General features: G+C 56.1%; 3 rRNA genes. All 3 read right to left on the bottom strand.

Going from position 1 to position 5425, the window contains the following annotated elements:
- Positions 1–4: 4 nt before the first annotated feature.
- A 5S ribosomal RNA gene (gene rrf, locus Q9R39_RS24260) occupies positions 5–121 on the bottom strand.
- Between the two features lie 193 nt (positions 122–314).
- Positions 315–3444 (bottom strand): 23S ribosomal RNA (locus Q9R39_RS24255).
- A gap of 454 nt (positions 3445–3898) precedes the next feature.
- A 16S ribosomal RNA gene (locus Q9R39_RS24250) occupies positions 3899–5421 on the bottom strand.
- The 16S, 23S and 5S rRNA genes sit together here, the layout of an rRNA operon.
- Positions 5422–5425: the final 4 nt, after the last annotated feature.

Here is a 5425-nt window from a genome sequence, read left to right as displayed (position 1 = left end):
TTGTGTTCGGCGGTGTCCTACTCTCCCACACTGATTAGGGTGCAGTACCATTGGCGCTGGAGGGCTTAGCTTCCGGGTTCGGAATGGGGCCGGGCGTTTCCCCTCCGCTATAGCCGCCGTAACTTTGTGAAACAACACGCTCATGTAGTGTGCGTGTGTTTGTTTGTCACCTCTCACCACCCCGTCACACCGTGGTGTTGTTGGGGGGTGTCCGGGGGGCGAAGCCACCCGGAGGAGTGTGTTGTTTCAGAAGTACATAGTGGATGCGAACACCAACCAGGAACACTGTCGTGTTTGGTGATGTTGTGGGTGTTGTTGGTAAGTCCTCGGCCGATTAGTACCAGTCACCTGAACACATTGCTGTGCGTACAGTTCTGGCCTATCAACCCCATGGTCTGTGGGGGGCCTTAACCCCGCAAAGGGGGTGAGAAACCTCATCTTGGAACAGGCTTCCCGCTTAGATGCTTTCAGCGGTTATCCCTTCCGAACGTAGCTAACCAGCAGTGCCCCTGGCGGGACAACTGGCACACCAGAGGTTCGTCCGTCCCGGTCCTCTCGTACTAGGGACAGGTTTCCTCAAGTTTCTTACGCGCGCGGCGGATAGAGACCGAACTGTCTCACGACGTTCTAAACCCAGCTCGCGTGCCGCTTTAATGGGCGAACAGCCCAACCCTTGGGACCTACTCCAGCCCCAGGATGCGACGAGCCGACATCGAGGTGCCAAACCATCCCGTCGATATGGACTCTTGGGGAAGATCAGCCTGTTATCCCCGGGGTACCTTTTATCCGTTGAGCGACACCGCTTCCACTTGCCGGTGCCGGATCACTAGTCCCGACTTTCGTCCCTGCTCGACATGTACGTCTCACAGTCAAGCTCCCTTGTGCACTTACACTCAACACCTGATTGCCAACCAGGCTGAGGGAACCTTTGGGCGCCTCCGTTACCTTTTAGGAGGCAACCGCCCCAGTTAAACTACCCACCAGGCACTGTCCCTGAACCCGATCAGGGTCCGAGGTTAGAAGTCCAATACGATCAGAGTGGTATTTCAACAACGACTCCATGAACACTGGCGTGCCCACTTCACAGTCTCCCACCTATCCTACACAAACCGAACCGAACACCAATACCAAGCTATAGTGAAGGTCCCGGGGTCTTTTCGTCCTGCCGCGCGTAACGAGCATCTTTACTCGTACTGCAATTTCGCCGAGTCTGTGGTTGAGACAGCAGAGAAGTCGTTACGCCATTCGTGCAGGTCGGAACTTACCCGACAAGGAATTTCGCTACCTTAGGATGGTTATAGTTACCACCGCCGTTTACTGGGGCTTAAATTCTCAGCTTCACCACCGAAGTGATTAACCGGTCCTCTTAACCTTCCAGCACCGGGCAGGCGTCAGTCCGTATACATCGTCTTACGACTTCGCACGGACCTGTGTTTTTAGTAAACAGTCGCTTCTCTCTGGTCTCTGCGACCCACACCAGCTCAGACCGAAAAGATCGTCACCAGGATGGGTCCCCCTTCTCCCGAAGTTACGGGGGCATTTTGCCGAGTTCCTTAACCACAGTTCTCTCGATCGCCTTAGTATTCTCTACCTGACCACCTGTGTTGGTTTGGGGTACGGGCCGTGTACCAACTCACTAGAGGCTTTTCTCGGCAGCATAGGATCATGGAATTCGCCACAACGGCTACGCATCACCTCTCAGGCTCTGTGAGTGACGGATTTGCCTATCACTCGCCCTACAGGCTTACACCAGTACAACCACTGACTGGCCCCACTACCTTCCTGCGTCACCCCATCGCTTGCCTACTACCAGCCAAGGTCCCATGCATCACCCCAACTCGGCACCCGAAGGTGCTCCTGGGGGATCAGGATGGTTAGTACAACTGATTCAGCATGGGCGCGGATACACGGGTACGGGAATATCAACCCGTTGTCCATCGACTACGCCTGTCGGCCTCGCCTTAGGTCCCGACTCACCCTGGGCGGATTAGCCTGGCCCAGGAACCCTTGGTCATTCGGCGGCAGAGTTTCTCACTCTGCTTTCGCTACTCATGCCTGCATTCTCACTCCCACACCCTCCACACCTGGATCACTCCGGCGCTTCCACGGATGCAGGACGCTCCCCTACCCACCCACACACCTGGTCGACCCTCCGTAAAAGATCGACGGGCTAACGTGTGAGTGCCGCGGCTTCGGCGGTGTACTTGAGCCCCGCTACATTGTCGGCGCAGGATCACTTGACCAGTGAGCTATTACGCACTCTTTCAAGGGTGGCTGCTTCTAAGCCAACCTCCTGGTTGTCTTCGCGACCCCACATCCTTTTCCACTTAGTACACGCTTAGGGGCCTTAGCCGGCGATCTGGGCTGTTTCCCTCTCGACTACGAACCTTATCGCCCGCAGTCTCACTGCCACACTCTCACTTACCGGCATTCGGAGTTTGGCTGACGTCAGTAACCCTGTGGGGCCCATCGGCCATCCAGTAGCTCTACCTCCAGTAAGAAACATGTGACGCTGCACCTAAATGCATTTCGGGGAGAACCAGCTATCACGGAGTTTGATTGGCCTTTCACCCCTACCCACAACTCATCCCCTCCATTTTCAACTGAAGTGGGTTCGGGCCTCCACGACGTCTTACCGACGCTTCACCCTGGCCATGGGTAGATCACTCCGCTTCGGGTCTAGACCCGGCGACTCAAACGCCCTATTCAGACTCGCTTTCGCTACGGCTACCCCACACGGGTTAACCTCGCCACCGAGCACTAACTCGCAGGCTCATTCTTCAAAAGGCACGCCATCACCCGCCCCGAAGGCACAGGCTTTGACGGATTGTAAGCGTCCGGTTTCAGGTACTATTTCACTCCCCTCCCGGGGTACTTTTCACCTTTCCCTCACGGTACTAGTCCGCTATCGGTCACCAGGAAGTATTCAGGCTTACCGGGTGGTCCCGGCAGATTCACAGCAGATTCCACGAGCCCGCTGCTACTTGGGGACACCGTCACGCAAGACCATGTGTTTTCAGCTACCGGACTCTCACCGACTACGGCAGACCATTCCAGGCCACTTCACCTAACACACAGTTTTCTCACTCACGCTTCCACAGGCAGATGGAAGAAGACGAACCCCACAACCCCACACACACAACCCCTACCCGGTATCACATGCGCATGGTTTAGCCTCCTCCGCTTTCGCTCGCCACTACTCACGGAATCACAATTGTTTTCTCTTCCTATGGGTACTGAGATGTTTCACTTCCCCACGTTCCCCCCACACAGCCTATACATTCAGCTGGTGGTAACACGACATCACTCGTGCTGGGTTTCCCCATTCGGACACCCTCGGATCACAGCTCGTTTGACAACTCCCCGAGGACTATCGCGGCCTACCACGTCCTTCATCGGCTCCTGGTACCAAGGCATCCACCGAACGCCCTTACACACTTACAACAACACCTACAAACAACCCCCCAACAAACCAGCCACACAGGCCGGCCATGAACGAGGATCGAATGTAGACATCACACAACACTACAAATTCTGCTAAATCACAGACCAGCACTCCAACAACAGTCGAAGCATTGGTTTGAAATAAAGATGCTCGCATCCACTATGCACTTCTCAAACAACACACACCCACCACCGTGCACGCGCTCCCGCGACCATCACAGTCACGATCACCACCCGCACCCCAGTCATGAGCTAGGTCAGAGACAACACGCATGTGTTCTCTCAGAACCCCGATAGCGTGACAATGAACCCGCCAGCCCTCACGGACCCGCAGTGACCCCCCATCCCTCTACCGGTGTAGAAGAGGTGGGCCTGTCTGATGTTTCACCCTCGAACACACACCCACCGCACAGACATACGCCGGCAGAAATGGGTGATGTTGTGTGCTCCTTAGAAAGGAGGTGATCCAGCCGCACCTTCCGGTACGGCTACCTTGTTACGACTTCGTCCCAATCGCCGATCCCACCTTCGACAGCTCCCTCCCACAAGGGGTTAGGCCACCGGCTTCGGGTGTTACCGACTTTCATGACGTGACGGGCGGTGTGTACAAGGCCCGGGAACGTATTCACCGCAGCGTTGCTGATCTGCGATTACTAGCGACTCCGACTTCATGGGGTCGAGTTGCAGACCCCAATCCGAACTGAGACTGGCTTTAAGGGATTCGCTCCACCTCACGGTATCGCAGCCCTCTGTACCAGCCATTGTAGCATGTGTGAAGCCCTGGACATAAGGGGCATGATGACTTGACGTCATCCCCACCTTCCTCCGAGTTGACCCCGGCAGTCTCCTGCAAGTCCCCGGCATAACCCGCTGGCAATACAGGACAAGGGTTGCGCTCGTTGCGGGACTTAACCCAACATCTCACGACACGAGCTGACGACAGCCATGCACCACCTGTACACCAACCACAAGGGAACGACTATCTCTAGCCGCGTCTGGTGTATGTCAAACCCAGGTAAGGTTCTTCGCGTTGCATCGAATTAATCCACATGCTCCGCCGCTTGTGCGGGCCCCCGTCAATTCCTTTGAGTTTTAGCCTTGCGGCCGTACTCCCCAGGCGGGGTACTTAATGCGTTAGCTACGGCACGGATCCCGTGAAAAGGAACCCACACCTAGTACCCACCGTTTACGGCGTGGACTACCAGGGTATCTAATCCTGTTCGCTACCCACGCTTTCGCTCCTCAGCGTCAGTTACTACCCAGAGACCCGCCTTCGCCACCGGTGTTCCTCCTGATATCTGCGCATTTCACCGCTACACCAGGAATTCCAGTCTCCCCTGTAGTACTCAAGTCTGCCCGTATCGCCTGCACGCCTGCAATTGAGTTGCAGAATTTCACAGACGACGCGACAAACCGCCTACGAGCTCTTTACGCCCAGTAATTCCGGACAACGCTCGCACCCTACGTATTACCGCGGCTGCTGGCACGTAGTTGGCCGGTGCTTCTTCTCCAGGTACCGTCACTCACGCTTCGTCCCTGGTGAAAGAGGTTTACAACCCGAAGGCCGTCATCCCTCACGCGGCGTCGCTGCATCAGGCTTGCGCCCATTGTGCAATATTCCCCACTGCTGCCTCCCGTAGGAGTCTGGGCCGTGTCTCAGTCCCAGTGTGGCCGATCACCCTCTCAGGTCGGCTACCCGTCGTCGCCTTGGTAGGCCATTACCCCACCAACAAGCTGATAGGCCGCGGGCCCATCCCACACCGCAAAAGCTTTCCACCAACCACCATGCGACAGTTGGTCATATCCGGTATTAGACCCAGTTTCCCAGGCTTATCCCAGAGTGCAGGGCAGATCACCCACGTGTTACTCACCCGTTCGCCACTCGAGTACCCAGCAAGCTGGGCCTTTCCGTTCGACTTGCATGTGTTAAGCACGCCGCCAGCGTTCGTCCTGAGCCAGGATCAAACTCTCCATGAAAAAA

Source organism: Gordonia sp. AC31, from assembly GCF_031844505.1.
Taxonomy (GTDB): Bacteria; Actinomycetota; Actinomycetes; order Mycobacteriales; family Mycobacteriaceae; genus Gordonia; species Gordonia hongkongensis.
The sequence above is the reverse complement of the archived record's forward strand: the minus strand, read 5'-3'. Positions and strand labels throughout refer to the sequence as shown.